The 26068-nt window shown below is 65.5% G+C and carries 27 protein-coding genes; 13 read left to right on the top strand and 14 right to left on the bottom strand.

The annotated features are described in order from the left end of the window. Window positions 1-70 precede the first annotated feature (70 nt). From VIQ49_RS14035 to VIQ49_RS14015, 5 genes are all read right to left on the bottom strand, one after another. On the bottom strand, window positions 71-985 hold the full coding sequence (locus VIQ49_RS14035) for a DUF5926 family protein (protein ID WP_331885574.1): 915 nt from the start codon (window positions 983-985) through the stop codon (window positions 71-73). Window positions 986-995: 10 nt separating this feature from the next. Then, complete coding sequence (locus tag VIQ49_RS14030) at window positions 996-1781, bottom strand: glycerophosphodiester phosphodiesterase (RefSeq protein ID WP_331885572.1); 786 nt, start codon at window positions 1779-1781, stop codon at window positions 996-998. Beyond that, window positions 1778-2689 carry a DUF4328 domain-containing protein gene (locus VIQ49_RS14025; protein ID WP_331885570.1) on the bottom strand — a complete coding sequence of 304 codons (912 nt, stop codon included), beginning with the start codon at window positions 2687-2689 and terminating at the stop codon, window positions 1778-1780. The genes VIQ49_RS14030 and VIQ49_RS14025 overlap by 4 nt, the downstream gene beginning before the upstream one ends. Window positions 2690-2853: 164 nt before the next feature. Continuing rightward, window positions 2854-3216, bottom strand: a complete 363-nt coding sequence (locus tag VIQ49_RS14020) for a rhodanese-like domain-containing protein (RefSeq protein ID WP_331885578.1) — start codon at window positions 3214-3216, stop codon at window positions 2854-2856. A 416-nt stretch (window positions 3217-3632) separates the two neighbouring features. Then, on the bottom strand, window positions 3633-4502 hold the full coding sequence (locus tag VIQ49_RS14015) for a S49 family peptidase (RefSeq protein WP_331885568.1): 870 nt from the start codon (window positions 4500-4502) through the stop codon (window positions 3633-3635). Window positions 4503-4575: 73 nt separating this feature from the next. Here VIQ49_RS14015 and VIQ49_RS14010 point away from each other — a divergent pair, with 73 nt between their 5' ends. Together VIQ49_RS14010 and VIQ49_RS14005 are read left to right on the top strand one after the other, a co-directional pair. Continuing rightward, window positions 4576-5319 carry a VOC family protein gene (locus tag VIQ49_RS14010; protein WP_331885566.1) on the top strand — a complete coding sequence of 248 codons (744 nt, stop codon included), beginning with the start codon at window positions 4576-4578 and terminating at the stop codon, window positions 5317-5319. Window positions 5320-5460: 141 nt separating this feature from the next. Continuing rightward, window positions 5461-5940, top strand: a complete 480-nt coding sequence (locus VIQ49_RS14005) for a hypothetical protein (RefSeq protein ID WP_331885564.1) — start codon at window positions 5461-5463, stop codon at window positions 5938-5940. A 73-nt stretch (window positions 5941-6013) separates the two neighbouring features. On the opposite strand, the gene VIQ49_RS14000 is transcribed toward VIQ49_RS14005, so the two are convergent. From VIQ49_RS14000 to VIQ49_RS13980, 5 genes are all read right to left on the bottom strand, one after another. Then, window positions 6014-7096, bottom strand: a complete 1083-nt coding sequence (locus VIQ49_RS14000) for a winged helix DNA-binding domain-containing protein (protein WP_331885562.1) — start codon at window positions 7094-7096, stop codon at window positions 6014-6016. A 19-nt stretch (window positions 7097-7115) separates the two neighbouring features. Beyond that, window positions 7116-10571 carry an ATP-binding protein gene (locus VIQ49_RS13995; protein ID WP_331885560.1) on the bottom strand — a complete coding sequence of 1152 codons (3456 nt, stop codon included), beginning with the start codon at window positions 10569-10571 and terminating at the stop codon, window positions 7116-7118. Then, window positions 10568-11383, bottom strand: a complete 816-nt coding sequence (locus VIQ49_RS13990) for a DUF4194 domain-containing protein (RefSeq protein ID WP_331885558.1) — start codon at window positions 11381-11383, stop codon at window positions 10568-10570. The genes VIQ49_RS13995 and VIQ49_RS13990 overlap by 4 nt, the downstream gene beginning before the upstream one ends. Next, complete coding sequence (locus tag VIQ49_RS13985; protein WP_331885556.1) at window positions 11380-12933, bottom strand: DUF3375 domain-containing protein; 1554 nt, start codon at window positions 12931-12933, stop codon at window positions 11380-11382. The genes VIQ49_RS13990 and VIQ49_RS13985 overlap by 4 nt, the downstream gene beginning before the upstream one ends. A gap of 215 nt (window positions 12934-13148) precedes the next feature. After that, the gene (locus tag VIQ49_RS13980; RefSeq protein ID WP_331885554.1) at window positions 13149-13310 is read right to left on the bottom strand and encodes a hypothetical protein; all 162 of its coding nucleotides are present in this window, start codon (window positions 13308-13310) and stop codon (window positions 13149-13151) included. A 248-nt stretch (window positions 13311-13558) separates the two neighbouring features. On the opposite strand from VIQ49_RS13980, the gene VIQ49_RS13975 reads away from it, so the two are divergent. The 4 genes from VIQ49_RS13975 to VIQ49_RS13960 all read left to right on the top strand — a co-directional run bounded on the left by VIQ49_RS13975 (window position 13559) and on the right by VIQ49_RS13960 (window position 16815). Continuing rightward, window positions 13559-14161 carry a superoxide dismutase gene (locus tag VIQ49_RS13975; RefSeq protein WP_331885552.1) on the top strand — a complete coding sequence of 201 codons (603 nt, stop codon included), beginning with the start codon at window positions 13559-13561 and terminating at the stop codon, window positions 14159-14161. Window positions 14162-14522: 361 nt separating this feature from the next. Then, on the top strand, window positions 14523-15080 hold the full coding sequence (locus VIQ49_RS13970; RefSeq protein ID WP_331885550.1) for a peptidase: 558 nt from the start codon (window positions 14523-14525) through the stop codon (window positions 15078-15080). A gap of 181 nt (window positions 15081-15261) precedes the next feature. Beyond that, window positions 15262-15990, top strand: a complete 729-nt coding sequence (locus tag VIQ49_RS13965) for a TMEM165/GDT1 family protein (protein ID WP_331885548.1) — start codon at window positions 15262-15264, stop codon at window positions 15988-15990. 63 nt (window positions 15991-16053) lie between these two features. Next, window positions 16054-16815: an SDR family oxidoreductase gene (locus VIQ49_RS13960; RefSeq protein WP_331885546.1), complete on the top strand. Its 762-nt coding sequence runs from the start codon at window positions 16054-16056 to the stop codon at window positions 16813-16815. A 57-nt stretch (window positions 16816-16872) separates the two neighbouring features. Here the strand turns inward: VIQ49_RS13960 and VIQ49_RS13955 are convergent, their stop codons facing one another. Genes VIQ49_RS13955 through VIQ49_RS13945 form a run of 3 tightly spaced genes read right to left on the bottom strand, consistent with a single transcriptional unit; the run spans window position 16873 to window position 19088 of the window. Continuing rightward, window positions 16873-18012: an MAB_1171c family putative transporter gene (locus VIQ49_RS13955; protein ID WP_331885544.1), complete on the bottom strand. Its 1140-nt coding sequence runs from the start codon at window positions 18010-18012 to the stop codon at window positions 16873-16875. Further along, window positions 18003-18527: a hypothetical protein gene (locus VIQ49_RS13950; protein ID WP_331885542.1), complete on the bottom strand. Its 525-nt coding sequence runs from the start codon at window positions 18525-18527 to the stop codon at window positions 18003-18005. The genes VIQ49_RS13955 and VIQ49_RS13950 overlap by 10 nt, the downstream gene beginning before the upstream one ends. A gap of 30 nt (window positions 18528-18557) precedes the next feature. After that, entirely contained in the window at window positions 18558-19088 is a 531-nt protein-coding gene (locus VIQ49_RS13945; RefSeq protein WP_331885540.1) for a helix-turn-helix transcriptional regulator, read from the bottom strand. A gap of 268 nt (window positions 19089-19356) precedes the next feature. Here VIQ49_RS13945 and VIQ49_RS13940 point away from each other — a divergent pair, with 268 nt between their 5' ends. Continuing rightward, complete coding sequence (locus tag VIQ49_RS13940; RefSeq protein WP_331885538.1) at window positions 19357-20106, top strand: hypothetical protein; 750 nt, start codon at window positions 19357-19359, stop codon at window positions 20104-20106. 29 nt (window positions 20107-20135) lie between these two features. Here VIQ49_RS13940 and VIQ49_RS13935 read toward each other — a convergent pair whose 3' ends face one another. Continuing rightward, on the bottom strand, window positions 20136-21779 hold the full coding sequence (locus VIQ49_RS13935; protein ID WP_331885536.1) for a TM0106 family RecB-like putative nuclease: 1644 nt from the start codon (window positions 21777-21779) through the stop codon (window positions 20136-20138). A 140-nt stretch (window positions 21780-21919) separates the two neighbouring features. Here VIQ49_RS13935 and VIQ49_RS13930 point away from each other — a divergent pair, with 140 nt between their 5' ends. The 6 genes from VIQ49_RS13930 to VIQ49_RS13905 all read left to right on the top strand — a co-directional run bounded on the left by VIQ49_RS13930 (window position 21920) and on the right by VIQ49_RS13905 (window position 25993). Further along, window positions 21920-22615 carry a DUF6474 family protein gene (locus tag VIQ49_RS13930; RefSeq protein ID WP_331885534.1) on the top strand — a complete coding sequence of 232 codons (696 nt, stop codon included), beginning with the start codon at window positions 21920-21922 and terminating at the stop codon, window positions 22613-22615. 32 nt (window positions 22616-22647) lie between these two features. After that, the gene (locus VIQ49_RS13925) at window positions 22648-23097 is read left to right on the top strand and encodes a hypothetical protein (RefSeq protein WP_331885532.1); all 450 of its coding nucleotides are present in this window, start codon (window positions 22648-22650) and stop codon (window positions 23095-23097) included. A gap of 76 nt (window positions 23098-23173) precedes the next feature. After that, window positions 23174-23869: a YcnI family protein gene (locus VIQ49_RS13920; RefSeq protein WP_331885530.1), complete on the top strand. Its 696-nt coding sequence runs from the start codon at window positions 23174-23176 to the stop codon at window positions 23867-23869. After that, window positions 23866-24378, top strand: coding sequence for a copper resistance CopC family protein (locus tag VIQ49_RS13915; RefSeq protein ID WP_414731636.1), 513 nt, complete (start codon window positions 23866-23868; stop codon window positions 24376-24378). Before VIQ49_RS13920 ends, VIQ49_RS13915 begins: the two co-directional genes overlap by 4 nt. 5 nt (window positions 24379-24383) lie before the next feature. After that, window positions 24384-25307 (top strand): copper resistance D family protein, encoded by a 924-nt coding sequence (locus VIQ49_RS13910; RefSeq protein WP_331885528.1) that lies wholly within the window; start codon window positions 24384-24386, stop codon window positions 25305-25307. A gap of 110 nt (window positions 25308-25417) precedes the next feature. After that, window positions 25418-25993 (top strand): hypothetical protein, encoded by a 576-nt coding sequence (locus VIQ49_RS13905; RefSeq protein WP_331885526.1) that lies wholly within the window; start codon window positions 25418-25420, stop codon window positions 25991-25993. The last annotated feature ends 75 nt before the right edge of the window (window positions 25994-26068 follow it).

Here is a 26068-nt window from a genome sequence, read left to right as displayed (position 1 = left end):
AGTTCCACCACAACAAACGGGCTCGACCGGATCTGATCCGGTCGAGCCCGTTCTGTGTTGTCCGATCCGACTACCGCAGAGTGACCTGACGTGCCCGGATACCGTCGCGGGACCGGCGTTGTTCGCTGGTCAGCTCGGCATCGGAGGCCAGTGCCTCGTTGAGCAACTCGTTGAACCTGTCCGCGCCCGCGGTCCATTCCTGGGCATGCAGTTCGCGGTCGAGGTCGAACACCGGGACGAGCAGGCCGTGGGTGCGGAACGAGCCGGCAAACCGCGATCCTTCGCCCAGCGTCAGACCACCGGCAGCGTGAACCCGCGCCAGCGCCGCCATCATCTCGTCTTCGTCCTCGGGGCGAACCCACCGCAGGTGGGCACGTTCACCGGCGTCGACCCACCACGGGGCGCCGACGAAATCGCCGTCCAGCCGCGCGGTCGGCATGATCGCGGCGTTGGCCTGCTCGATCATCGCCTTGATCTGGGGAGCCGGGTCGGCCTGTCCCTCGATCCACCAGTTGAAGTCGTCGTGGACGGTGACCGTCAGCGACGCGGCCGGATCGAGAACCTCGGCGAGAGACTTCGAGCCGGCGGTGTCGACCTGCGAAAGCGACTCGCCCGCAGCACTTTCCGTCGCCCACGAGATCGCGGCGGCGAGGGCATCGCCCGGCTCGTCGGGTTCGGGCTGGGTCTGCAACGCGACCAGGCCGACCGTCGCCGAATCCTCTTCACGCACCAGCGCGGGTCCGGCGCCGGGCAGAACAGTCACCAATCTGACCGGGTTGGTGCCCGGGGCGATCAGGGGGAGTTCGGCGGTCGCCGAGGCCACGAAGGAACGCAGCGCCACCAGGTCGCATTCGGCGGCCAGGCCCGCGAACGGACGCTGAACGGGAGCGGACGCCTGCGATTGCCGCTCTTTTCGGGCTGCTACCCGCTCGGCGCGATTACTTCCCGGGCGTGGACCACTGCCACGTTTACTCTTCTTTGCCACGCCCCCGAACTTACGCAGCGAGCCAACCACGGACCCGGTCGGGGTAGTTGGTTGCGATCCAGCCGACGCCGAGGTCGGCGCAGTAAGTGGCGTCGCGTCGTTCATCGACGGTCCAGCAGTACGTGGCGCGGCCCGCGGCGGCTGCCCGGTCGACGGCGTCGGGATGTTCGCGCAACGTCGAGATCGAGGGCCCGATCGCGGTGGCACCGACCGCGGTGGCCGCGCTGCCGCCGAGGAATCGGGCGGTGTCGCCCAGCAGCACCGTGGGCAGCATGGGGGCGTTGCGGCGGATCCGCCACACACCCGCGGTGGAGAACGAGATCACGACGGCTCTGCTGTGGTCGGCCGATGCCGGACTCGCGACGCCGAATCGCTGCAGCTCTGCCAGCAGCAACTGTTCGACGAGCCCTCCGAACCGCACCGGGTGCTTGGTCTCGATGAACAGCCGCACCGGCCGCTTCCAGTCGAGTGTCAGCTCCAGGAGCTGGGGCAAGGTGAGGATGTCGGCTTTGTGGCCCGAACTGTGCCGGGCGCCGAAGTTGTACTCCCGGAGTTGCGGAAGGGTGAGTTCGCTGACCACACCCGATCCGTCCGAGGTGCGGTCGATCGTGCGGTCATGCACGCAGACCAATTCGTGATCGGCCGTCAGCCGCACGTCGCATTCGAGTCCGTCGGCCCCCTGCTCCAGAGCCAGTTCGTACGCCGCCACGGTGTGTTCGGGCAGATGACCCGAAGCACCCCTGTGCGCGACCACCGCCGGTTTCTCCTGACGGACCACCCTCGGCGTGTCACTCATGCCGCGACCAGGAACCGTTTCGGCGCCGCTGCCGGCGCCTCGCGTGCGAAGAGCCGGGTGATCGTCCACCACAGCGCCATCGCGAACACCGCGCTGAGCAGGTTCGAAACGATGACCATCGCGAGTGCATTCGACTGCCAGACCAGGGTGTCGGCAAAGATCCGGATGCCGAGGCCGCCGATCACCAGCGCATTGACCAACAGCCATCCCGCCCACAGCCACCACAGCCGCTTCCCGGTGTAATCGGGCAGCAGATCGTCGCGGCGATCGAGGAGCTCACGGAAGAATGCCAGCGGCTTGACCAGGTTCAGGATCGGGATCCAGCATCCCAGCATGATCTGCTCGGGCGAACGGGGATCGCGCTGATCGTGCCGGGCGTAGGCCCGCCGGCGCTCGTCCATCAGCCAGCCCGCGACACCGATCAGGCACGCCAGCATCATGCCGAGCGCGGCCACACCGGTGGCGATCACCGACGTCCGGGCCGCCACGGCCATCGCCCGGCCGACCGGAGACTCCAGGTTGATCACGAGCAATACGTAGACCCAGGTCTGCGCGATCGCCGCGAGCACCAGCACCACCGCGGACGCGATGAGCAGCCGAGGCAGTCTCGCCGCCATCCGTTCGACGTAGGTCTTCCGTGGTGCGACCGGCTCGGCCGGCGGGATGTCGATCAGACCCCAACCGGGGTTGTGGTCGTAGTGCGGTGTCGGTGTCGGCTCGGCGGCAATCCTCCGGCGACCGGCCGCACGCGCCGCTGCCGGCCGTGTTGCCACCCACTTCACGTGCCGGCTCATGCGCGGTGCCGGACGTGCGGCGGGAACCGCAGACGCCCGGGGAGGCACGTAGGTGTGGTTGCGCTGCGCCTGTGTCATCGGGGCGCCGGGAGCCATCGGTGTCCCGGGAGTCATCTGGGCACGTGGCGGGGCATCCTGACGAGCGACCCGGCCGTACGCGTCCAGAGGTGTCAGCGGACCGTTACACCGCGGACACCGGGGTCTGCTCGGATCGTGAGGACCGGCGATACGGCAGTTCGGGCAGTAGTCCCTTGCCGGTGGCGCTCCGCTGGGTCTGCTCACGGGGAGTTCCCCGGGGCGGGGGTCGCTCCGCCTGCCCCCGATCCGTACTCCAACGGCCGGCCGGTCTGGGCCCAGGACATCATGCCCCCGGCGACGTTGACGCCCTCGTACCCGCGCTGCATCAGATAGCCGAGGACTCGCTCCGACCGACCTCCCGCGTGACAGATGACGTAGAGGTCGGCGTTCATGTCGATTTCGTCGATGCGGGCGGGTACGTCCCCGAGGGGGATGTGCAGGGCACCGGGCACATGACCATTGGCCCACTCATCAGGCTCACGAACGTCCAAGAGAACCCGAGCGGTCTCACCAACGAAATCGGCCGGCAGCTCGGTAACGGACACAGACGGGATTTGCGACATACTCACTCGTCCATGGTGGCACGCACGGCGTGCGCGCGGCACGGGCTGAGACTTATCAACAAGTTATCCACAGGACCTTCAGTTTTTTCAATTCCGTGCCGAATCCGAGTCGACGATTGAGCATCTGACATGTTATGCAGCCAGCTTCAACTGAAATTGTGACGGGCTTCACTTCCTGGCCACCTTTGTTGATAACTTCTCCACAGTTTCCACAGCCTCATCCACAGGTTGAGTGTTGGTCGACACCGTCTGAACCAGCACATTAGGGGGTGCCTGTGGATAACTTCAGGTTTCCAGAAGGTGGCTACTCACAGGTAATCGCCCGGACCGACAATCTATCCACACCCCATCCGTCACATCCGTACCACCCCGAAGTACGTTTTGGAGAGCGGGTGGAAGGCGTGATACCGGCGGTTCTAGAGCCCGTATCGCATCCACTGAGCCCGGCGCTCGACCGCTGCGAAGGCCCCGCCGAAGAAGCCCTCGACGGCCTCCGCGCTCGCGCCCGCCAACGCGCGCTCCGACGCGACACCTCCGGTCAGTCGTGCCAGCAGCGGCTTGGGAGAGGCGATGATCTCCAGTTCGGCATCAGGGAAGCGTTCGGCCATCACCGACCGCAGGACACCGATACCGTCGACCAGCCCTACATCCACCGCACCGCGGCCCACCCAGACGTCACCGTTGAACAACTCGGAGTCCGTGCCGACGAGCTTGGTTCCGCGTCGCTGCCGCACCCAGGTGATGAAGGCACCGTGGAGGTCTTCTTGCAGAGCTCGCAACCAGGCCACGTCTTCGGGCTTCTCCGGTGTGAAGGGATCAAGACGGGACTTGTTCTCACCGGCCGTGTGGACACGGCGCTCCACACCGACGCGCCCGATCAGCTCCTGCCACCCGAATCCGCTCGACACCACCCCGATCGAACCGACCATCGACGTGTGCGCGGCGTAGATCTCATCGGCGGCACACGCGATCCAGTAGCCGCCCGATGCCGCGATGTCCTCACAGAACGCCAGGACGCGCACGCCCTTCTCCGACGACAGCTGCCGGATACGCTCGGCGATGTACTCCGATTGCGCCGGTGACCCACCGGGCGAATTGATGACCAGTACAACCACTTTGAGTCGCTCCGTGTCGAAGGCCCGCCTCAGGTTGGATTCGAGGTTGTCCGCGGTCAGTCCGCTGCGTCCGGGCCCGATCCCACCGATCGGCCCGTCGAGGCGCACCACGGCGACCTTGTCGGCGTGCGCCTTCGCCATCTTGCGTGCGATTCTCTTGAACGGACCCATTCGTCCACAATATGCGGACTGAACCGGCGGATTGGCCTCGCAGCGTCGCCCGGAACCCGCCACACTGGCAGGTATGGCCGTCCGATGGCTCTCCGCCTTCCTTGACTTCTCCCACGATGACTTCAGCAATGAGGTCACGTTCTGGCGCGCGATCGCCGGCAGCACGGTCTCACCTGCCCGGGGCGCTCATCGCGAGTTCGCCTCGCTGGAACCGTTCAACGGGGACCCCCATCTGCGGGTGCAGCGGGTCGACTCCGGTGATGGTGGCGTCCACCTCGACCTCCATGTGGACGACGTGTCCGAATCGGTGTCACATGCGACCACGCTCGGCGCCACGATCGTCTCGAAGAATCCCGATGTCGTGGTCCTGCAGTCCCCCGGCGGGTTCGATTTCTGTGTTGTCCCCTGGCACGGCGAAAGTGAACGCTCGCGCCCGATCCGCTGGCCCGGGGACACGATCAGCATCATCGATCAGCTCTGTATAGATGTGCCGGCCGCCGACTTCGACGCCGAATGTGACTTCTGGGCCGCGCTGACCACGTGGCCGTGGCGACAAGGTCTGCAGCCTGAGTTCCGCAATCTGCGCCGGCCGGCCAAGATGCCGCTGCGAGTCCTGCTGCAGCGGGTCGGTTCCGATCACATCGGCGGTCATCTGGATCTGGCGAGCACACACCCAGAAGAAGAGGTTGCGCGCCACGAGGGATGGGGCGCGACCGTCGTCGAACATCACCGTTTCTGGACCGTGATGGCAGACCCGATCGGGCGCAGATATTGCATCACCCACCGAAATCCACGTTCGGGCAACCTGCCGGAGTGACACGATGCAACCGACGTACTGTCTTCGCCGGGATGTCATTCAGCGGAATGAACATCAGTCCGTCCGGAGACGGTACAGAGATACCTGGCGATACCTCAAAGGAAGAAGCTCGTTCACTTCGACCCAGAAGAGACAGACACCATGGCACACAAAAACATCGGACGCCGCGCCGCTGCCGCGATGATCGCGCTCGCCACCACCATCGGAGTCGGCGCCCTCGGCGCCGGACAGGCCACCGCAGAAACCGTTGTCCCCATGGAACGCTGCTGGGGCGTGAGTCCCAACATCGTCGATCAGCCGTTCAGCACCGCCCGCCTGTTCGTGACGTCGACCGGTACCGGACGCGTGAACGCGGCGATCCGCGACGTCTCCACTCCGTGGGCGTTCTTCATCCCCGGCACCGGATACGAGTCGGTCGGACGCCTGGATTGGCGGAACGTCAACACCGGACGCACCGGGACCGCGTACGACTCAGCACACATCGGCAGCTACGTCTCCGGCCCTGAGTTCTCACTCGACACCGGCCCCGGCACCGTCACCTTCACCGTCTCCGCGGTGAACCGCAACGCTCTGTGGGCCATCCCCTCGACCGCCTGCTCAGGCACCATGCTGGTGCGTTAGCCCTCCTCGAGGAGTCTGCAGTTGTGAAGCAGTCGACACCGGCCGATGTCTTCACAACTGCGGACTCGGAACGTCAGGTGTAGCAGAAGGCGGTGAGGCGCTCTCGTTCGGCTTCGACCTCACGCTTGCCGGACGCTGACACCTTGACCAGGTAGTCAATGTCGATGGTGGTCTTCTTTCCGGCCTTGACCGGCTTCCAGGTACCGGCGACCCGGCCGTCCACCAGGACGAACCCGGGCGAACGTCCGTTGGGCGTGACCAACTTCGGGAAGATCTCGTCGTCGACCACCCGCCGGCGGTCCGTGCCCTGCGAGACAACGATGTTGTCGAAGGGCGCGACCAGACGTGCCGGGGCCGAGAGGCTTTCGTCGGCCAGTGCCATTCCCTCGATGTCGAACAGTTCCTCACCATCGGGGCCGGTCAACTTACCCAGCTCCCAGTCGGCTTCCATCGCCTCTACGACGGGACGCAGACGTGTCATCCCGGCCCAACTCTGCAAGCCCTTGATCGTCGACGGCCCGAACCCCCGCAGGTAGAGCCGGATGAGGTCCTTGACCGCCTCGTCACCCGTCACCGCCGATTCTCCGGGGCCGCACCAGTCGTCATAGAGGCTGTAGGTGGTGGTGGCCGACCCTTCCCAGGTGCCACGCGGGGGCACCTGGACCAGCGGAACAAGACAGCGCACCACGGTCACGAGGGAGCCGGCCTCGGCATCCGGCCAGCGCTGCGACAGAGCCTCTTTGAGAGCCTTCACGGAAAGTTCTGTACCGCTGAGCAACTCGCGCCCCTGGGCCGCGACCTCCACGGGATCGGCACCGGCCAGATGCTTGACGTGATTGTTCCGCATCTCGCCGTCCATACTCGCCTGGGCCAGCGGCCGCACCCAGCGAGCATCCTCGGAGTCCATCAGGAAAACGGTGCTGCGCAACAACGCCATGCGCACCACCTCGCGACCGGTCATCAAATCATCTAGGTCGGCCGGGTCGAAATCGGTTATCCTCGACCACAATCCGAAGAACGCGACCCTGGGGTCCTGGGACTGCAGCCCGACGCACCGATCGAGGACATCGAGTACATCCTCGTCGACCCGCTCGAGCAGATGCTGTCGCTGCAGCAGCGTCCGATTCCATTGCCGCAGACTGATCGGTCCGGCCATGCGATGTTCGTCCCGTCCTCTACTTCAGTCCACCGGATGCCCGCGCCTCGGCGAGCTCGCCGAACGTGGCCACCCGGGCATCGGAGCGCGCGCCGGTCTCACCGATCTGCTTGTCCACCAGGATCACCTGTCCGATGAAGGGTTCGACGATGCCGACCATGCGGATCGGGGCGGCGATGATGAGCTGGAATCCGAACTGCTCGAACGCCCGCAGCGACTGGGAGCTGAAGGTCTCATCGGACTTGCTGAACGCCTCATCGAGCATCAGCGGCGCGAAGCCCGGACGATGGTCCTCTCCATGCGATAGCGAGAAGCTCAGTGCTGCAGCCAGACAGAACGCCACGAGCTTCTCCTGCTCGCCACCGGAGTTCGACGCGGTGTTGCGGTAGGTGTGCACCGGCGGATCGTCCGCCGCTGCGCCGGCCGCAAGCTCCTTGCCGTAAAACGTGTAGCTGTTGCGGACGTCGAGGACGTTGTCGCACCAGCGGCGGCTCTCGGCGTCGGTTCCGGTGAGGCGGGCCACCAGATCACGGATCCGATAGAACTGGCGCGCCAGCACCGCACCGTCACCACCCTTGGCAGCGGGGGCATCCCGGATCATCTGGTCGACGATCTTCGCGAACTCCCGCGACTCGTCGGTCGGATTGTGGAGCTGAGCAATCTGCAGGTAGGTGCCCTCGTTGAAGTCGACCCGGTGCAATCCCAGGTTGACCTCGGCGATCCCGCGGGTGATCCGCTTGTTGGTGTCGGTGATCTCCTTGTAGAGATTCGACACCGAATGGCTGATGTCCGTGGTGATCAGCTGCCGGAAACGCTGCTGCGTGGACGCCAGTCCGTGTTCCACCAGGCTGGTGTGGATCGATACCAGGTCGGCGGCGTACTCGACGGTGGCACTCAGGTTCGCCGACGCTTCGGGCCACTCCCGCAGAAAGGCCTCCGCCGCCCGGACGACCTTGTTCTCGGCGCCGTCCCGTTCGGCATTCGCCTTGCCGACAATCGCTTCCAGGGAGTTACGCAGATCCGACCGGACCTCGCCGTAGTTGTCCAGGGTCAGCGTTTTGCCGCCCACGGACAAGGTCTCGGCGAGCACCGTGGCCAGGTACTCGCGATCGGCGTCGTCGAGCTTGAAGTTCTCGGCCTTGACCTGCTCGAACTCGGTGAACCAACGGTCCCAGTCAGATCCGATGTGGCCCAACTGATCACCGAGCGCGCCCACCCGGGCCACCGCCTCACGCCAATCGGCGCGGGCGATCTCGACCTGCTCTTCGAGTTCGGCGAGGTCGACCCGGTTCTCGCGGACCCGGTCGATCCGGGCGTTCAACTCGTCGGCGTCGCGACGCGATGACCACCAGTTGAGCTCCGCCCAAGAGGCGTACCCGGCCAGCGCATCGGCGTTCTTGGCGCGTTCCCTGTTCTGTTCCAACAGGTCTCGTTTGTCCTGAGCTGCCTGACGAGCCTCGCGATACACCGCTTCGAGTTGATCACGGGACTCTTCGAGTGCGGCGCGCTTGCCGTCGGTGTTCGAACCGAGGATCCACTGGGTACGGTCGGACACCGATCGGCGGTCGTCCTTCCGGAAGCGGTCGCGCCCCGACTTCACCAGCCCCTGCGGCGTCACCGCCAGCAGATGGTTCTCGAGCTGAGCAGGTAGGTCGACGCAGATGTGTTCGGCGCTACGCGCCACCACATCAGCCAGCCACGACCCGGCCCGGTGCCGCCGGTCCACCAGGAGCTTTTCTGCCAGCGACCCCGGTACCGGAGCATTCGGAGACGACGCATTCTCTTGGTAGACACGGTATTCGAGAACACCACCGATGTTGGTGCGGTTGACGAAGTCACCGATGGTCCGGCGGTGTGTCTCCGGGACCAGCATCGTCATGCCCAGGCCCCGCAGCACCCGCTCGGCGGCGCCGGCCCAGAGGTCCTTCTCGTCGGGGTCGACATCGATGAGTTCGGCCGCGAACGGCAGGTCTTCGGCCGGTACTCCGGTGGCCTGCGCGATGCCATCCCGTTGCGCCAGCACTTCCCGCGGCAGCAACGAACGTCGGGTGTTGAGACTGGCCAATTCCTCGACAACAGCTTCGTACGCCCGGCGCGCGTCGGTCTCGGCGGCAAAGAACGAATGCGCCGACGTCGCCAGCCGGTCGGCTGATTCCCGTGCTGCCCTGGCGATTTCCGGAGCCCTCAACCTCAGGGCCGCGAACTCGTCCTGGTTCTCCGGGGTCTGCTCGCCGAGACCACCCACCAGCGTGGCGTAACGCTCGTACGCCCGGTTACGTGCGGTCACCTGCTGCTCGAACGATTTCAGCTCTGATTCCAGAGTTGTCAACTCACCCTTTTCAGAGGTCAGCTGGTCGCGCAGTGATCCATGGCGTTCTTCTCGCTCGTCGGCCAGGTTCTCCCAGTTGGCCACTTCGTTGTCCAGACGCAACCGGTCGGCGTCGATCCGGTCGAGGCGTTCGGTCAACAACGTCAATCGATGCTCGCGCATGAAGCCACGCATCGGCGGGCCCAGCAACGTACCGGCCCTCGTGGTGGATTCCTCAGCGCTGCAATAGGCTTTCCAGGCGTCCGGGATCGGGCGCAGCACCTGTTCCTGCGCATTCGCGCGCGCCGCCGCCTGATACGCCTCGTCGAGCTGGGTGAAGTTCTCCACCAGCCGCTCGGCCTTGGCGTAGGTCTCGGGGCGGTCGAGCATGTAGGTGCGGATGAACAGGTTGAGGTCGCCGACGTTCTTCATCGCCTTGGCCTTACCCATCAGCGACAACGCGGCCGACGACTGGCCGATACCTACCCGCCGGCGCAGCGCCTCCTGATAGGCGCTCTGCACGTCGAAGCACTCGACGGTCGGGTTGGTCGTCCGGAAGCGCCGGATGTCGAAACCGCCCTGGGCCCAGCTGTTGAGCGCCAGCAGATCCCAGTGTCCGTCGTGCAGCTGATACCAGGACCGCAGCGAGCTGCCGTCGGTGCCCGAACCGGGGAACCACTTGATCGCAACCGCGGTGGTCGCCGATCCGGCGCCGTTGTCATAGGTGGCAGCGATGGCCGACCACGTGGCTCCGTCGGCCCGCAGGTACTGGACCTGAGACTGGTTGTAACGATCGTCGTTCTCCGCCCAGGCACCGCGAACGTAGTCGGCCATCGAACGGACGGCCTTCTTCGCACCCTTGGCGGTGAGATCGGCAGATGCGTTGAACACCTGATCGTAGGTGGGCAGCAGGACCACCGAGTGGCCGTCCATCATCGACGACTTCCCCGACCCCGACGGACCGGTGAGCATCACACCGCGCTCGTCGATCGCGTAGTCCTTGTAGCCGTCGAAGGTACCCCAGTTGACCAATTGGATTCTGGTCAAACGGAATTGCCCGATATTGAGCGTGCGCTTACCGGCAGTGTCCGGTCGCCCTTCGGCTTCGTCTCGGGCGACGGGTCGAGCTCCGCCTTCGGCTTCGTCTCGGGCCAGGGTCTCGGTCATGACGTGCGCTCCTGATCGTCGAGTTCGGTCAGATCGGTGCCGGCCTCGTCGAAGTCGCCGGCCAGGCGTCGATACGCCTCGGTGTAGGCGGCCACCTGTTCGGGTCCGAGGAGCGAGGCGATCACACCCAGCACCACGTAGCGGTCGGTGCCCGGTAGCGCCCGGATGATCTTGCGGGATTCGAGTTGGTTGATCGCGGCGTCGATACGTTTGACGAACCCGGATTCGTCGGTGTCGGACACCGGTTTGTACGTGAGCATGTGGTCGACGATCTCGCCGCGCTCCACAACCACCGACTCGTCGGCGCTGGTCAGATACTTCTGCCGCAGGAACAGTGCCAGCACCGATGCCGCCAGCGTCAGGGTCTGCGCTCGCAGGATGTTGCGCTGCCGCGGGTCGTTCTCCGAGACCTGCCTGGTGAACGCGTACTTGTGTTCGCGATTGATCTCCAGCTGCAGGTTCAGCTCCGACAACCTCGACCGGATGATCTCCTCATTGATCTCGATGGTCTTCCAGTTGCGCGAGCGAACCGAGACATGGGCTGCGGCAACAAGTTCCTGCAATGCGTAACAGACCGGAGCCGGCAATGCCGACGTGTCACCGTCGAAGCGGGCATCAATCCTGGGTTCAGTGATGCTACCTACAGGAACAGATCCGTCGAATGCGAAGTGGGACAGGTCAACCGGCTGTGCCTCGAGTGCAACAGGTGAGTCGACGAACAGGTCGTCGCCCTCCTGGGCGGCAACGGCTCCGTCGGCGACATCCGGGGCGGCGCCGTCTTGTTCGGGAACCTGATCTTCCGATGTGGTCATCGACCTCTCCTGGTTGAGCTGGGGGCGGATGCGTCGGGGGCGGGCGCGGCATCGGTGGGTTCGTCGAGCAGGTGCATCACCTCGTGCGGCAACGCCGTGATCGGATCGGGCAGAGAGCTGGTGAATCTGACTGCGGGCAGGTGGATTTCACGGAGACCACGGGCCGTGTGGGCCAGCACCGTGACGGTGCTGTCGTCGACGGTGGCACCGTGACGCTGGGCCAGTGACCAGATCCCGACCACGTCACCGGTCCGGGCTTCGGGCAGCCGGGCCAGCACCTCGTCGATCCCGGCCGGACCACCACCGAGAGCCGCGTTGACGGCGTCGGTCAGCGAATGCCAGTCGATCGACTCCACGCCCACCAGATCGGCGGGGTTGATGCTGATCTCACCGGCGGTGTCGGCCACCGCGCCCGGCGACTCCACGATCCCATCGTGGAAGACCAGCGCACCAACGGAATTGGTGACTGCCGCACTCATCGGGACCTCGATCCCCATGTCCCGGCCGGGGCCGGCCTCCACAAATGCGGCCATGGCAGCCCGCTGGGCGTCGGCGATCTGGGACCGGAGCGCGCGGTAATGGAGGAAGTCGCCGTCCTTCACGAAGGTGTTGATACGCCGGTACACCTGTCCTCGCACCTCGTCGACCGCCTGGACCTCGTCCCACATCCGGTCGATGAAGCCGGTCAGGGTGTCGAGCAGGTCGGGCGGGAGGTGCGGCAGGCCGGTGGTGATCCGGGAGATGCTGGACTCGAGATCCTCTCGCAGACGATGGTCGGCAATCAGTGTGTAGAAGGTGTCGAACGCCTTGCCCTCGTCGGAGTCCGCGAGTGCATCGTGCCCGTCGAACATACGGTTGAGGACGTCCGCGTGTGATCCCTGCTCGGCGTCGATGCCGGAGGTGAGGAGTTCCCGGGAGTTCACGCGCATCTTCTCGCCGTAGCCGATGATGTCGGCAGGCATGCGCTCGGCGAGCGAACTGACCATCCGGATGTCGTCGAGGACCCGGCGTGTATCCACCGCCGGAATCGCACCGGCCGCCAATTCGTCACGTCGCCTGGACAGTTCGGCGATCTTCTGGTCGATGTCGCGGATGTGCTCGCCCGGGTCGGGGTCAATCGCCACCGCAATGTTCGACAGTCGTGACATCACGAGTTCGAGCACGGTCTCGGTTGCCACCGTGCGGTTCTGCCGGACGGCCTGCACCTGGGCGATCGCCTGGGTCGCGCCTCGGGTGAGTTGATAGCGCTCGATCGCCGAATCACCCTTCAGCGTGCGAGCCAGATAGCCGGCCCTCACCCACCGATCGAGGAGGTCCTCCGGCGTAGGCAGTTCCCAGCCACGGTCGGTCCAGTGTCCGGCCAGGTCGTCGAGATCCTTTTCGATTCCGGCCGCGAGATGGTCACCATCGACCTGCCCGTCGGCCAGACGCGCAGCCATGATCGCGAGGTAAGGGACCGCGTTGCGTGATCGGAGTAGGCGGAGGGTGACGTCGCTGTCCGCGTTGTCGCCGTACGCGGCGTACAACTGCGCCGCTGTCGGGCGTGCCAATCGACCCTCCTCCGCCTCGGTCATCTGTCGCGTGTGGACGTGCGGGAATCTCCTCGGGTGCCCGCAGGCGATGATAGTCGGGACAACGGTGGGCCTCCCAGGTCCCCGGGCCCTCGGCCGAGGTTTCGTAACAACTGGGTCCCGCTTGTGCGGACCCGGCTTGAGTCCTGAGAGCAGACGTGTTTAGCTGTCGACACAAGGCCCTGTGATCGCAGTCACTCCGGGTGGAACACTGATCGCTTGACGGCAGGAGATTGAGTGGCATCCTCGACCAGCACCGGCAGTGACGCCCGGATCTTCGAGCGCCGCCGTAGCCCCTGGCCGGGATCCGAACCCATCAATGTCGCTACGAGATGCATCACGACGAGCATCAGCATCGTCGCGCTTCTTGCCCTCCTGCTCGCACTCATCTTTTTGGCATAGCCGCCGGTCGAGAGCCCGCACGGCATCGAAATCCCACACCTCAGACCTCAACCGGGCTTGAGGTGCATTCGGCGTGCGGTATTGCACATCCCCATCCCCTACGTAAGGGTAGAAGGGCGCCCATTTGGAGAAACCCCAAAATGACCAGCGCACAAAGACAATTAGCGGGGGCGATCGGTCCCCACATAGTGAGAGGAACATCGTGTCTGAATACACCTTGCCGGATCTGGACTATGACTACGCAGCTCTCGAGCCGCACATCTCCGGCAGGATCATGGAGCTGCATCACAGCAAGCACCATGCGACCTACGTGAAGGGGCTCAACACCACCCTGGAGAAGCTGGCCGAGGCCCGCGAAGACGGCACCATCGCGGACAAGGTCCACGGTCTGACGAAGACGCTGGCGTTCCACCTCGGTGGCCACACCAACCACTCAATCTTCTGGAAGAACCTGTCGCCCAACGGTGGCGACAAGCCCGAAGGCGAGTTGGCGGCAGCAATCGACGATCAGTTCGGCAGCTTCGACAAGTTCCACGCACACTTCAGCGCCGCGGCGGTCACCCTGCAGGGCAGCGGCTGGGCCATCCTGGCGTACGACGCGGTCATCGGCCAGCTCGTGATCCTGCAGCTCACGGACCAGAGCGGGAACATCCCCCCGTCACAGGTCCCGATCGTGATGCTGGACATGTGGGAGCACGCCTTCTACCTCGATTACCAGAACGTCAAGCCCGATTACGTCAAGGCCTGGTGGAACATCGTCAACTGGGCAGACGCCGCAGAGCGTTTCGCCAAGGCGATAGCCTGACTCCACCGATCCGGCAGGTCTCTGCCGGACCAGATTGTCGGGGTCCAGAGGTTCGATCGGGTAATAGTCGAGCACCCCGGACCACGTCCTGATCGTTTTCCATACTCGGACGGCGGCCTCCCCATCCAGGGGACGGTCGCCGTTTGTTGTTCACGGAGTTTGTTCACCCGAGTTCGAAACTCCGTGTTAACCCTCCCGTTTAGCACTCGAGTCGGCTTGTGTGCCAACCGTTTGCCAGGCATGCTGCGATGACAGTGGAAAAACCCGCCACGTCGACCCCGGCTCGGGATCGGCCGATGCGGGTCCGGTCATCGGCGACCCACCCACCGTGACAGTCACTTCCGGCAACAGGAGGTCACCAATGAACGAGGACGCCACCGGCCACGATGCACCGCGGTCCGGTCTGAAACCGATAGGCCTCACGCCCTTTCACCACGACGGCGAACTGCGCGGCATCCTGATCTCCGGGCGCTGGCCCGATACGACCCTGGAATGGACCCAAACGCTCGTTGCCTCGGTCCGCATCGCTTGCCGCCCCGGATTTCTGCGGACCACAACCGTTTTCAGCGTGATCGAGGATCGGCCCGAAGCCTGCGACCCCGACACCGTCGGGCTGATGCTCGCGGTGGGCAGCGTGTTCGATAACAACTTCGCCGAGACCAGGCATTTCACGACACCACCGCCCGCGCTGTTCATGCTGCACCCGCCGTCGGAGACCACACCGTCGCTGCCGGAATGTTCGGACGTCGCGTCGGGCTGTGTGCTGCTGCCCGGACTTCCCGAACTCGGCCTCGAACATCGCGCCGGGTGGGCCGAGGCGGAGGCCGACGGCACGGTGGTGACGATGAGGAATCAGATCGGCGTCGACCTCGGAACCGACCCCGATACCGCTGTTCTCGCGATGCTCCTCGCGGCCTGAAACCGGGTCCGGACGCAGGGTCGTCGCACGTCAGGGCCCCGCGGGTCACCGACCGTCGAAGAAGCGGGTAAGGGAAACCTAAGTTTCGGGTTGCCTAACTTCTAAAAATGGGCTCCCCACCTGGGCAAATACGGCTGGACAATCAGTTGCTTTAAGTATGAACGGCGCTTACGTTGGCTAGGTGACTACCGCATTCCTGGTCAGCTTCGGCGTGATCTTCGTGGCCGAACTCGGCGACAAGTCACAGCTGATGGCGATGACCTACGCACTCAAGTACCGCTGGTGGGTGGTCCTGCTCGGCATCACCATCGCCACCACACTTGTGCACGCGGTGTCCGTGGCCGCCGGCCACTTCCTCGGCCTCTCCATCCCGTCCGACCTGCTCTCGATCGCCGGTGGTCTCGCGATGCTGGTGTTCGGCTTCTGGACGATTCGCGGCGACAGCCTCGACGACGATGAGTCGTCGAAGGCAGACCGCGTCAACAAGTCGGTGCTGTTCGCCGTCATCGCATCGTTCTTCCTCGCCGAACTCGGCGACAAGACCATGCTCGCCACCATCACCCTGGCAACCGACCACAACTGGATCGGCGTCTGGATCGGGTCGACCATCGGCATGGTCGCCGCCGACGCCCTCGCCATCGGTGTCGGTGCCATGCTGGGCAAGCGCCTGCCGGAGACGGTCATCGCCTACGGCGCCGCGGTGCTGTTCTTCGTGTTCGCCGCGTGGCTGACCATCGACGGCCTGGTTGCCGCCGGCGACCGGGGCACCACCGTCGCAACGGTCAGCGTGGTCGCGGTCATCGTCATGGTCGGGACCTGGTTGATCAGCGCCCGCCGCGAGGAGGCCCGCAAGTCGGCCCCGACCGCCGACGACGACGCCGACCGTCCCGTCACGAAAGTCGCTGACTAGGGTGTATCCATGCGGGGTCTCGAACATTCCCCGGTAACACTCTAGAAGGGACGGCATCAAGTCGTGGAGATCTCAGGATCAGCAGTACTGGTCACCGGTGGAGCCTCAGGTCTGGGTGCAGCCACCGCCAAGCGTTTCGCCGATGCGGGCGCGGTCGTGTTCGGGCTGGATCTGCAGCCGTCGATCGACAAGGCCGAGCCGGTCGAGGGTGTCACCCTCCTGGCCGCCGACGTCACCAGCGAAGCCGACGTCGAAGCCGCACTCGACACCATCAAGGAATCCGGTGCCCCGTTGCGGGTAGCCGTCAACTGCGCCGGAGTCGGCTGGGCAAGCCGCATCCTCACCAAGAAGGGCCCGCACGAACTCGACCTCTTCCGCAAGGTCATCGAGATCAACCTGCTCGGCACGTTCAACGTGATGCGCCTGGCCGCCAACCGCATGCAGTCGCAGGACGCCGTCGACGAGAACGATCAGCGTGGCGTCATCATCAACACCGCGTCCGTGGCCGCATTCGAGGGCCAGATCGGTCAGATCGCCTACACCGCCTCCAAGGGCGGCGTGCATGCCATGACCATCACCGCCGCGCGGGACCTCGCGCAGGTCGGCGTGCGCGTGTGCACCATCGCCCCCGGCACCATCAACACCCCGATGCTCGACGGCATCACGCCGGAATTCAAGAAGACGCTGGAGGCCGGAATACCGTTCCCGAAGCGTCTCGGCGACCCGCAGGACTACGCGAAGCTGGCGGCGTTCATCGTCGACCACGACTACATCAACGGCGAGACCATTCGGATGGACGGCGCGTTGCGGATGGCTCCGCGCTAGCGAGTTGTCGCTCCCACACCAAAGCCGGGTCCTTCACAGGGCCCGGCTTCTAGGGGTCTAGGCCGCGTTGTGCCGCAGCCGGGCGGGGCCGGGCAGCCCGCGGCGTCCCAATTCGCGCGAAAGCCGGAGCAGCGGCTCGGCGTCCGCGTCGAGATCATCAGCGGCGCCGCCGAGCACCTCACGGACTGCACCGGAGGAACCGCCGGCCACGCGATAGGCGTCGACGGCCTCCCGCATGAGGCCGGCCTGGTCGGAGATCGGCCGGCCGTCGAAGTCGTCCGGCAGATACGGGCTGAGCTGCGTCAGCGCATCCCGGACCTCGATGATGCGGCGCTGATACATGAGGTTGATCGAGCCGGCCACGCGGGCGCCCGTGCGGGCAGGCAGCACGACCTCGGGTAGCGCCGAGGTGGTCAGTTCCCACAGCGGCTTCAGCTCCCGGTAGTGGCGCCGGTGGCGGATGTCGTAGCGGAGCTTCAACCAGCGGGCCCGCAGCATCGGGTAGGAAATCCCCAACAGGAACAGCACCGCGCCGATCGACGAGACCACCCCGGCGATCTTCAGCAGGACCGGAAGGCTGAACAGATCCAGCCCAGCCGACACCACGAACACCGTCTGGATGAGTGAGCCGACGCCGACCAGCGCCAATCCGGTCAGGAGGGTGATCAGCGAGTGCCGCAGGTAACCGTCGGCCAGCCCCACATAGCGGCCGATCGACAACACGCAGGCGCCCAGCGCGTAGATGAGATAGATGCCGGCGATGACAAAGAACAGGGCGAAACCGACGTGCTGGACCGTCCACTCCGACACATTCCTGGTGCGCACCGGGGTCGGGGTCGCCAGCATGGCCACATTGAGTCCGATCATCGCGATGACCAGCGGGATCGCTTCCATCCCGGCGCGACGCTGACGCCCTTCCTCAGCGGCCCCGAAGAAGAAGACGACCACCAGCGCGGCCACCCCGATGGCCAACAGGCAGTAGAAGAGCACGCGTCCGGCGCCGGTGAACGCGGTCGTGTCCAGCCAGTCCCGCACGTGCGGGTTGGTGACGACAAACGCCAGGGTCATGGTGGCGACGGCGACTGTCATCGCGAGAGCCTGAAGACCGGCACGCTCGCGACGGATCCGATCGATGCGCCAGCACAACGCAACGGCGAACACCACCATCGCAGCGGCGTTGACAACACCTACAACCATCCCGAATGTCCCCCGAGCACGCTCTGAATACCCCGCAAACCACCATGCTGCGCCGAACGTCCGACACCTTGCGCTGCCTTGGCCGCCCATTCCCTGATGATCGTGGCCAACATCTCTGCTTCCCATTCACGTTCATCCGAGTAACAGGTCCGGCTCAGCGCGTCCTGCATGGGCTGCTCGGCGCCGTCGTCGGTCCCGGGCCCGCCGGCGAGCATCGCGGGATCAGAGCCCAGAATCTGATGACCGGCGATCAGATGCCCGAACTCGTGGATGACGATCTGATCGCGGTGGAGCTTGGTGGTGCTGGCCTGATAGAAGAAGTAGTCTGCGTCTTCCGCCATCAGCCAGACCCCATTGGGCATACCGGCGGGAAGTGGGTGCGCGATGATCTTGATCGAGCGCCCACGCTTCTCGCCGTACAATCGACACAACTGCTCTGCGTCGAGCGGCAGGTCGAGGTCGAGATCGGCGAGCTCGCGCCGGCACAGAGTCCGCAGGGATCGTTCGGACCGCATGCCGAAGTACGCTACCGCCGTTGTCGAGATCTAGTCGGTCGCTTCATGCCTCTCGACGACACGGAGTCCGGAATGGCCGTGTCCGAGTTCAGGCTCGGAGGACTTCAGGAGATCGGGCGGATCGGCGGGCAGGCCCTGCTGCACGCGCAGTACCTTGATCAGCTCGTTGACGACGGTCACGGAATCACTCGACAGTCCGGCGAGACGGAAGGCCGCGAGCTGGACGTTGGTATCGGCCTGCAGGCGCATGAGGTCGATCTGGTCCCGGGTGCGCTGTGCGGCTCGATCTTCGAGGAAGTAGTGGACGTCCACCCCGAACGCCGCCGAGATGCCCTCGACCGTGCGGAAGGAAGGCGACTTGGCCTTGCCCGACCGCAGCTGGCTCAAGTACGACTCACCCAGTCGGAATCCGAGTTCGGTGGATCGGTTGGCGATGGCCTTGGCGCTGTAGGCGCGACCGTTGGGACCGGGTACCGTTCGGAACAGCTCTTCGAGGCGCCGAGCGAACAAGCCCGGATCGAAAGTCGTCTCGGGATCTATCGGTTCCAGGTTGTCAGTCATTCCATGCTCCACACGCATCAATGGTGTCTCTCAGTGAGGCCGATCGCCGCAGCACGAACGGCTAGCAGTTGGGAAAATTCACTACGCCGTACGGCCCGTTTGCCATATGGTAGCTTATCGCAAAATCGCTACCAAACGCGCTCAGGCGCTCCGGGGGCGCATAATTTCTATCCGATGGACGGAGTCAACGCTGACTTGCCCACCTGAATAAACCGTGAACAGAAGAAAAATTCAATAGCTGATTTGTTCGTGCCAACCCGGAGGATTGATGTCGAAGCACCGTGCACGCCGCGTGAGTACTCCGCGGTGGTCGGTTTACGTCGCCGCAATTGCTCTGATCATCGGCGGTTCCACACTGTTTCTGACCAATACCTCGGCTTCGGCGCACTGCCCGTCGTGGTCCACGCATTGCAGTCCGCACAGCTCGACGACCCCGGTCACCACCTCGTCCGGTACCGACCTGCCCGAGCCGGAGGATTCCGAGAGCTCGACGACAAGCTCTATGACGACCTCGCCGCCGCGGGTCCCGATCCCGACCTACCGCCCACCAACCGGCGGCACCGGATCGACGTCGTCCGGCCAGGATTCGCAGCAGCCCGCAACCCGGCCCCCTGGCGACCTCCCGAAGACGCAGCCATCGACCTCACCCGAGACTCCGGACGCCGCCGGCATCGCTCCGGTTGTCCCGCCGTCGGACAGCGGGTCCGGCGGCGGACCCACCGGAGGCGGCGCGGCAATCGAATCGGTGCCGACGGTGGAGCCGGCGACCCCCGACCCCGCACCGGCTGCCGAACCCCGACCGATCCCGACTGCGGTGAGCGCTGCGCCTGTTGTCACCGCCATCGATCCGGTCACGACGTCCTCGCAATGTCTTCTGGGCTCCGGCGATTCCGGTGGCTGCTACGGAGCCGACACCGCACGCGACCTCGCGCCCGCCGGGCTTTTTGTACTCGGCGCGCTGGCGCTTCTGGGAAGTGGATCCTTCCTCGAATCACTGCGCGGCTCGCTGCGCAGCTGAACACCCCCTGGTGCCGGCGGGTCACCAGGTCAGTTGTCTGCCTGAACCACGGGCATCGGCACCGGCAGCTCTGAGCCCAACGGAATGTGCTGGGCTCCACCACCATCCATCCACTCCCGCAGCGCCTTGGTCGCCCGTACGTCGTCCTCGTTGTACTCGAGCAGCCGCACGCGCTGGGTGTGGTCGACGTCGTCACCGTCAAGACCGACCGCCCGCCGATACCACTGCATCGACGCCTCGCCGCCGGCTTCGTCATCACGCCAGGTGAAGCCGGCGTGCGGTGCGACCTTTTTCAGACCTTTTCCTTCGGGACTGAGAAAATTCCGGCTGACCGCCTCGTAAATATCGACCCAGTGTTCGGAATTGATGAATTCGTTCACCTCGTCGACGGTCGGTATACCCGGATGTCCGGCAAACCGGTCGGCGGAGCCGAGGAGCCACCGGTTTTCGGCCTGTTGCGAATAACAATATGCAGCAAATGTTTTGCCATTCGCAATAGCGGACTTCCGTTCCGACATCAGCCAGCCCCAGAACTCCGCGAAGGATCGGGCCTCGTCCACCGTCGGCAACGGCGTCCAGGTGACAAACGGGATGTAGCGCACCGGACGCTGCGGATCGGTGTTGTCGGTGAGGAGCGTGCCCCACAGGTACGCGCCGTCGTCCTGATAGCTCTCCATGTCCACGTCGACCTCGACATCGGCCCGCGCCACCACCACATCGGGCATCCGGCGGATCAGCTTCACATCGGCGAGATATGCCCGGGCCAGGAGGATCGGATCGTCCAGGTTCGACAAACCTTCCGGGAGCGGACCGTCGTATCCCGCGAGTTCGTCGATGGTGCGCACCCCGACCGTCGCCAGCATCTGCGTGAGATTTCCATTGACCACCAGACTGACGTCGTGGGCCTGTTCGAGCTCGGGTCCGCAGGCGCTCCACCACGAGCAGCCCCGGCACTCGCCGATCCTCGACGGCGCGGTGGGTACCTGGCCGCGGGCGATCCCCAGACGTCGGATCAGCAGGTCGTCGTACCGGATGAGTGCGTCGGTGAGGTCGTGGACCACCAGCGCGGTTGGGTCGAGGCCGATCACGCCACCGCTCGGCGTCGGGGCGGCCTTGCCGAGGTTCTGCAACATCCGGTACAGGTGCGCCAGGCGGATCGTGTCGCGGGTGTTGCCCCGGACCTTGCGGGTCTCGTCCAGCGACGGCTGCCAGGTCCAGACCGGACTCGTGACCGCGCCCGAACCCGGATCGAACGATTTGTGATTGACCACGATCACCGGCACGTATCCCGTGTCGACCCGGATCAGCATCTCCGCCCAGCCCCGTCGCCCGGAGTCGGGGTCGTCGGGCAGGGTGGCACCCCAGATCCACTTGGCGCCCGCGTTCATCGCGGAGACGGTCGCCTTCCCCCGGGCCCGCGTGGTCTTCCCGTCGCTGACATCGGCCCAGCGGTTCAGCTCGTCGGCGTGTAGCCCGTGGAGCATGTCGCGGACCCGCAGCCGGTGATCGGCGGCCGCCTCTTTGCGCAGCGCCACCGAGGGGTCGTCGGGAACCGACTCCACCTTGGGAAAGAGGGAATCGCGGGCGAGGCGGTGCTCGCATCCACTCAGATCACGGGGACTGAGCAACGGGGGTCTTTTCGGGCCAGATGGCACCGATGAACGAATTGCCATCCACCTCATCCTCCCGTGCGCGTCAGCGGTGCGTGCGCCGGACCCACGCTATGTAATGCTTGTACCGCAACTGCACGACAATTGTGCAAACCGCCCCGATGGCGACGAGGCGGGTGGTCACTACGAGAGGGTCTCACCGTATGGGTCTGTTCAAGTCCGGACGCACCAGTCGGGCAGAGCGCAAAGCTCAGGCAAAGGCACTCAAGGCGAAAGCCAAACTCGAAGCGCGCCTCGAAGACAAGTCCGGACGGAAGTTCGCAAAGGCTGAGCTCAAGCAACAGCGCAAGCTCGCCAAAAAAGAACAGAAGTCCAGGACAAAGGCCGAGAAGAACGCCGCCAAGCTCACCAAAGACACCAACAAGACCAACCTGAAGATCGCGCAGGCGAACGCGAAGGCGGTCGCCGACGGCAAACTGCTGTCCACCGTTCGCGTCAAGCGCTACCTGTCGGTGGCCAAGGTCCTCTCGCCCGTACTGGTGCCGCTGGCCTACCGCGCCAGCACTGCGGCCCGCGAACAGCTCAACCGCATCCAGGCCGACCGTGCCGGGGTACCGGTTGCCGAACTCAACAAGTACAGCGGCCACGGCGCAGCGCTGTCGGCCCGGATCGCCGGCGCCAACACGTCGCTGCAGACGCTCTCCGCGAAGCACCCCTCCGATGCCGAGACCAAGACCTTCACGACGATCATGAACCAGCGTCTGTCCGATCTGTCGACGGCGGTCTCCGCCGCCGAGACCATGCCCGCCGCCCGCCGTCGTAGCGCGCACGCGGCCATCTCGCGTGAACTCGAGGCCATCGACGCCGATCTGCTGGCCCGACTCGGAGTACGCCCCTGACCGGTCTGGCTGTTGCTCTCACCGCACCGGCGTTGGCGGTTGCCGCCCACGGTGTGGCGTCGGGTCATACCCCGGACACCACCGGACTGCTCCTGCTGATGTTGCTCGGCGTCGCCGCCGGCGCGATGAGCAGGCATCTGAGGACCGCCACCGGATTCCTCGCCTTGCTGACCGGCACGCAGGTCGCCGCACACATGGCGCTCACCGCGACCGCAGCGCCGATGACGATGTCGCATCAGAGCAGTACCAGCACGATGCTCATCACGCACCTCATCGCAATACCGTTGTGCGCCTTGCTGATTTCCGGCGCCGGCCGCCTCTATGAGGTGATCACGTCGGTGCTGCGGGCACTGCGGATCCTGATCGGCGCACCGGTCACGGACCGCAATAGCTCAGGCGCACAACACACTCCGGCTCCCGAACCGCTGATCACCCTGATCGCACTCGGGGGCACCGGGGTTCGAGGTCCACCGGCGATCTGATTCCGTTCGCCGATTTTCGCCACCCAACCTCGCAGTCGGGTGGTCACACCTCATTTTCTATTCAAAGGAATCACGCATGTCTTCATTCTCCCGGCGCGCCCGGCTCATCGGTGCCGGTATCGCCGCAACAGCTCTCGTCGGCACCGGCACTCTGCTCGGTGTCGGATCCGCATCCGCCCACGTGACCGCGGCCGGCGACGACCTGACCCAGGGCGGCTACGGAGTCGTCACGTTCCGGGTCCCGAACGAATCCGACACAGCCAACACGGTGTCGGTGAGCGTGACCCTGCCCAACCTGAAGTCGGCCCGTACCGAGCCGATGCCGGGATGGACCGCCGAGATCACCAAGGATGCCACCAGCGAGGAGGCGACGTCGGTGATCTGGCGCGCGGTTGACGGCAATCCGGGGATCAAGCCCGGAGAGTTCGCCCGATTCGCACTGTCCGCCGGTCCGCTGCCCGAGCAGGAGACGGTCGAATTCCCCGCGGTCCAGACCTATTCCGACGGAGAGGTCGTCGCCTGGGATCAGCCCACGGTGGAGGGTCAGCCCGAACCGGACAAGCCGGCACCGACCGTGACGCTGGGCGCCGCATCCGCCGACGGCCACGGCGGAGGTTCGACTGATACACACGTGGTGGAGACCAGCGCGCAGTCCGAGAGTTCCGAAGACGACTCCGACAACACCGCGCTGTGGCTCGGCGGTATCGGGATCGCGCTGGGCGCGCTGGGTATCGGCATCGGCACCGGCGCATTGCTGCGCGCGCGCCGGTGAGGCGGGTTGCCCTCGCCCTCAGTGCGCTGATCCTGGCCGCACTGGCCGGTTTCGCCACCGCTCCGGTCGCATCGGCGCACGCGACACTGGTCGGCTCGGATCCCGCGGATGGTTCATCGCTGGCCGTGGGCCCGGAGAGGGTGACGCTCACCTTCAACGAACCGATGCAGGAGGGTTTCCCGGCGTTGACCGTGGTGGGCCCGGATCGTCACTACTGGCAGTCCGGGGAACCCACGGTCACCGGACGCACGGTGAGTGCACCGGTCTCCGAGTTGGGGCCGGCCGGCGAGTACGCGATCAACTACCGCGTGACGTCGGCTGACGGGCATCCGGTGGAGGGTCGGCTGACGTTCACCCTGACCGAAGAAGGCCAGGGAACGCCGGGCGCATCGGTCGACGACGACGGTTCGTCTGATTCGGAAATCCCCGTGTGGCCGTTCATCGTCGCCGCGGTGGTCCTGTTCGCGGGCGGGCTGGCGTTCGCGCTTCGGCCGCAGCGCAAGAAGTAGGACGCATGACTGCGGGTACGGCGCGACGTGAGTGGTTGCTCGGTGCCGTACCCGCAGCCTGCATCGGGGTACTGCTGACGTGGTTGTTGGCCCGCCCGGCTGGGCCGGACCCCGGCGCGGTCGCGAACGCCATCGCTCTGGTGTCCGGGATGACCGTTCTCGGCCTGGCCGGTCTGCGCCTCCTCGGTTCCGATCCCGTCACCCCCGGCGCCCTCCGGCTCACGGCCGTGGGCGCCGGGGTGTGGACGATCTCGGCGCTGATCGCGTCGTGGCTACACGCCGCCGAGCGGGTGGGACAGTCCCCCGCGACCATCGGTATCCGGGATTTCGTGAACGCCGGCGGCACCACGCCCGCGATTGTCAGCGCCGGATGCGGGCTGGGGATCTGTATCGCCGCGCTCGTCTGGATCCAGCGGCCCACCCTGGTGGCACCCGAGGCCGCAGCGGCCGTGGCCGCACTCGGTCTGGTGGTGGAGCCGATCACGGGACATCTCCGGCAACAGACCGGCGGTGCGATTGTGTTGGCCATCCATGTGCTCGCCGCCTCGTGGTGGTGTGGCGCGCTCATCGCGCTGGCGCTCACCGCCCGGGGCCGGAAGGCATGGGCCGTCGGACTGCCCCGATTCTCTCGTCAGGCGCAGTGGTGTGTGCTCGCCCTGGTCCTCAGCGGCGTTGTCGCCGCGGTCCTCGAACTCGATTCGATCGACTCACTCTGGACAACCGGATACGGCCGAATCCTCATCGCAAAATCCATCGGCCTGGTGATCTTGCTGGCCTCGGCCTTCTACCTCCGAAATCGTTGGCTTCCGGCCGCCGCGAACCACCGCTTCCCGGAAACCTCATCCCTCCGCTTTGCCATCGCCGAAGTACTGGTCATGGCAGTGGTGATCGGACTGGCGGCCGGCCTGGGCGCGACCGCACCCAACTGAGCCGAGCGCTCCGAAGCCAGGCATGATTGTTGGCACGCAGCCGCCGACGGGCGGTGGCCCGGCCACCGCGCAACCCCCCGTTCGCCTGATCCTGGAAGGAGCGACGCCGCATGGCCGACCCGGATCCACAGCCCGCATCCGAGAACCAACCGGAGGGTGTCCCCGAGTCACCGAACGGTTCGCCCGAGAATCCGCCCGCAGCGCCAAAACCGCCGGCCAAGAAGACAGCTCCGCGGAAGGCACCGGCGAAGAAGGCCGCAGCCAAGAAAGCTCCGGCGAAAAAGGTGCCCGCGAAGAAGGCTCCGGCCAAGAAGACGGCAGCCAAGAAGGCTTCGAGCCAGAAAGCTGCGCCCCAGAAGCCCCCGGTCCGACGTGGCCCGGACAAACCGCGCAACACGGCCCCGCCGAAGTCCACTCCGGCACAGTCCGTGACCGCGAACGGACCGGCAGAGCCGCCGGCGACTGTGCCCCGCACAGAGACCACGGCCCCGGTACCGACCCCTGTTCCGGTGCCGACGGATGTTCCGGCGGATCAACCGTCACGGTTCACCGCCCTCAAGCAGACCGAAACGATCCCGTTGCCGGCGCCAGGTCGTTCGAAGCCGGGCAAGTGGTTGGTGTGGTTGGTCGCGGCGGTGGTGGCAGTTGCTGTTGTCGTGATCCGTCGCCGCCGGTCGGGTGAGTAGGCCCCAAGCGACCACCAAATTCGCGCCGCCTACCTGCGTCCGCTCCTGTTGCAACAGGAGCGGACGCAGGTAGGC

Source organism: Williamsia sp., assembly GCF_036566845.1.
In the GTDB taxonomy this organism is placed as follows: domain Bacteria; phylum Actinomycetota; class Actinomycetes; order Mycobacteriales; family Mycobacteriaceae; genus Williamsia.
This window is presented reverse-complemented; position numbering and strand designations above follow the sequence as displayed.

Excerpts from the sequence above, each read along its gene's own strand:
- VIQ49_RS13995 (WP_331885560.1), bottom strand. The coding sequence starts at position 10,571 with ATGACCGAGACCCTGGCCCGAGACGAAGCCGAAGGCGGAGCTCGACCC.
- VIQ49_RS13970 (WP_331885550.1), top strand. The coding sequence starts at position 14,523 with ATGAACGAGGACGCCACCGGCCACGATGCACCGCGGTCCGGTCTGAAA.
- VIQ49_RS13920 (WP_331885530.1), top strand. The coding sequence starts at position 23,174 with ATGTCTTCATTCTCCCGGCGCGCCCGGCTCATCGGTGCCGGTATCGCC.
- VIQ49_RS13935 (WP_331885536.1), bottom strand. The coding sequence starts at position 21,779 with ATGGCAATTCGTTCATCGGTGCCATCTGGCCCGAAAAGACCCCCGTTG.
- VIQ49_RS14005 (WP_331885564.1), top strand. The coding sequence starts at position 5,461 with ATGGCACACAAAAACATCGGACGCCGCGCCGCTGCCGCGATGATCGCG.
- VIQ49_RS13940 (WP_331885538.1), top strand. The coding sequence starts at position 19,357 with ATGTCGAAGCACCGTGCACGCCGCGTGAGTACTCCGCGGTGGTCGGTT.
- VIQ49_RS14000 (WP_331885562.1), bottom strand. The coding sequence starts at position 7,096 with ATGGCCGGACCGATCAGTCTGCGGCAATGGAATCGGACGCTGCTGCAG.
- VIQ49_RS13980 (WP_331885554.1), bottom strand. The coding sequence starts at position 13,310 with ATGCTGATGCTCGTCGTGATGCATCTCGTAGCGACATTGATGGGTTCG.
- VIQ49_RS13910 (WP_331885528.1), top strand. The coding sequence starts at position 24,384 with ATGACTGCGGGTACGGCGCGACGTGAGTGGTTGCTCGGTGCCGTACCC.
- VIQ49_RS14020 (WP_331885578.1), bottom strand. The coding sequence starts at position 3,216 with ATGTCGCAAATCCCGTCTGTGTCCGTTACCGAGCTGCCGGCCGATTTC.
- VIQ49_RS13945 (WP_331885540.1), bottom strand. The coding sequence starts at position 19,088 with ATGACTGACAACCTGGAACCGATAGATCCCGAGACGACTTTCGATCCG.
- VIQ49_RS13950 (WP_331885542.1), bottom strand. The coding sequence starts at position 18,527 with ATGCGGTCCGAACGATCCCTGCGGACTCTGTGCCGGCGCGAGCTCGCC.
- VIQ49_RS14010 (WP_331885566.1), top strand. The coding sequence starts at position 4,576 with ATGGCCGTCCGATGGCTCTCCGCCTTCCTTGACTTCTCCCACGATGAC.
- VIQ49_RS13955 (WP_331885544.1), bottom strand. The coding sequence starts at position 18,012 with ATGGTTGTAGGTGTTGTCAACGCCGCTGCGATGGTGGTGTTCGCCGTT.
- VIQ49_RS13930 (WP_331885534.1), top strand. The coding sequence starts at position 21,920 with ATGGGTCTGTTCAAGTCCGGACGCACCAGTCGGGCAGAGCGCAAAGCT.
- VIQ49_RS13905 (WP_331885526.1), top strand. The coding sequence starts at position 25,418 with ATGGCCGACCCGGATCCACAGCCCGCATCCGAGAACCAACCGGAGGGT.
- VIQ49_RS14030 (WP_331885572.1), bottom strand. The coding sequence starts at position 1,781 with ATGAGTGACACGCCGAGGGTGGTCCGTCAGGAGAAACCGGCGGTGGTC.
- VIQ49_RS14025 (WP_331885570.1), bottom strand. The coding sequence starts at position 2,689 with ATGACTCCCGGGACACCGATGGCTCCCGGCGCCCCGATGACACAGGCG.
- VIQ49_RS13990 (WP_331885558.1), bottom strand. The coding sequence starts at position 11,383 with ATGACCACATCGGAAGATCAGGTTCCCGAACAAGACGGCGCCGCCCCG.
- VIQ49_RS14015 (WP_331885568.1), bottom strand. The coding sequence starts at position 4,502 with ATGGGTCCGTTCAAGAGAATCGCACGCAAGATGGCGAAGGCGCACGCC.